General features: G+C 58.2%; 1 pseudogene. It reads left to right on the top strand.

From position 1 onward, the window contains the following. Positions 1 to 450: pseudogene (locus tag UF05_RS26245) on the top strand (hypothetical protein); the annotation flags it as partial.

The raw sequence follows: 450 nt of genomic DNA, 5'->3' as shown, positions 1-450 counted from the left end.
GGAACGCGCCGCAAACGGGTACACCAGCACAAGCAGGCAGCTCGAAGGGTGTGGAGCCAAATGTGGCAACACCAGAGCAGAAACCAAGTGTGAACGGGGCTACCGGTGAGCCGACTTCGGCACAAGGTAATGCCTCAGAAGGTATTGATTCCGGTGTGGCAACGCCAGAGCAGAAACCAAGTGCGAACGGGGCTACCGGTGAGCCAACTTCGGCACAAGGTAATGCCTCGGAAGGTATTGATTCCGGTGTAGGTACGCCAGAGCAGAAACCAAGTGCAGATGTGTCTAGTGGTGAGCCAACGGTAGCACAAGGCAATGCCCCTGAAGGCACTGATTCCGGTGTAGGTACGCCAGCATCGACACCGAGTGTGGACGCGGCAACGGGTGAGCCAAACACGGCAGACGACAAGAATGCCGCGGGCGAAAGCATCCCAACGTTAGCGGGAGGGG

The organism is Vibrio sp. S457-15 (genome assembly GCF_000960545.1).
In the GTDB taxonomy this organism is placed as follows: Bacteria; Pseudomonadota; Gammaproteobacteria; order Enterobacterales; family Vibrionaceae; genus Vibrio; species Vibrio parahaemolyticus.
The sequence above is the reverse complement of the archived record's forward strand: the minus strand, read 5'-3'. Positions and strand labels throughout refer to the sequence as shown.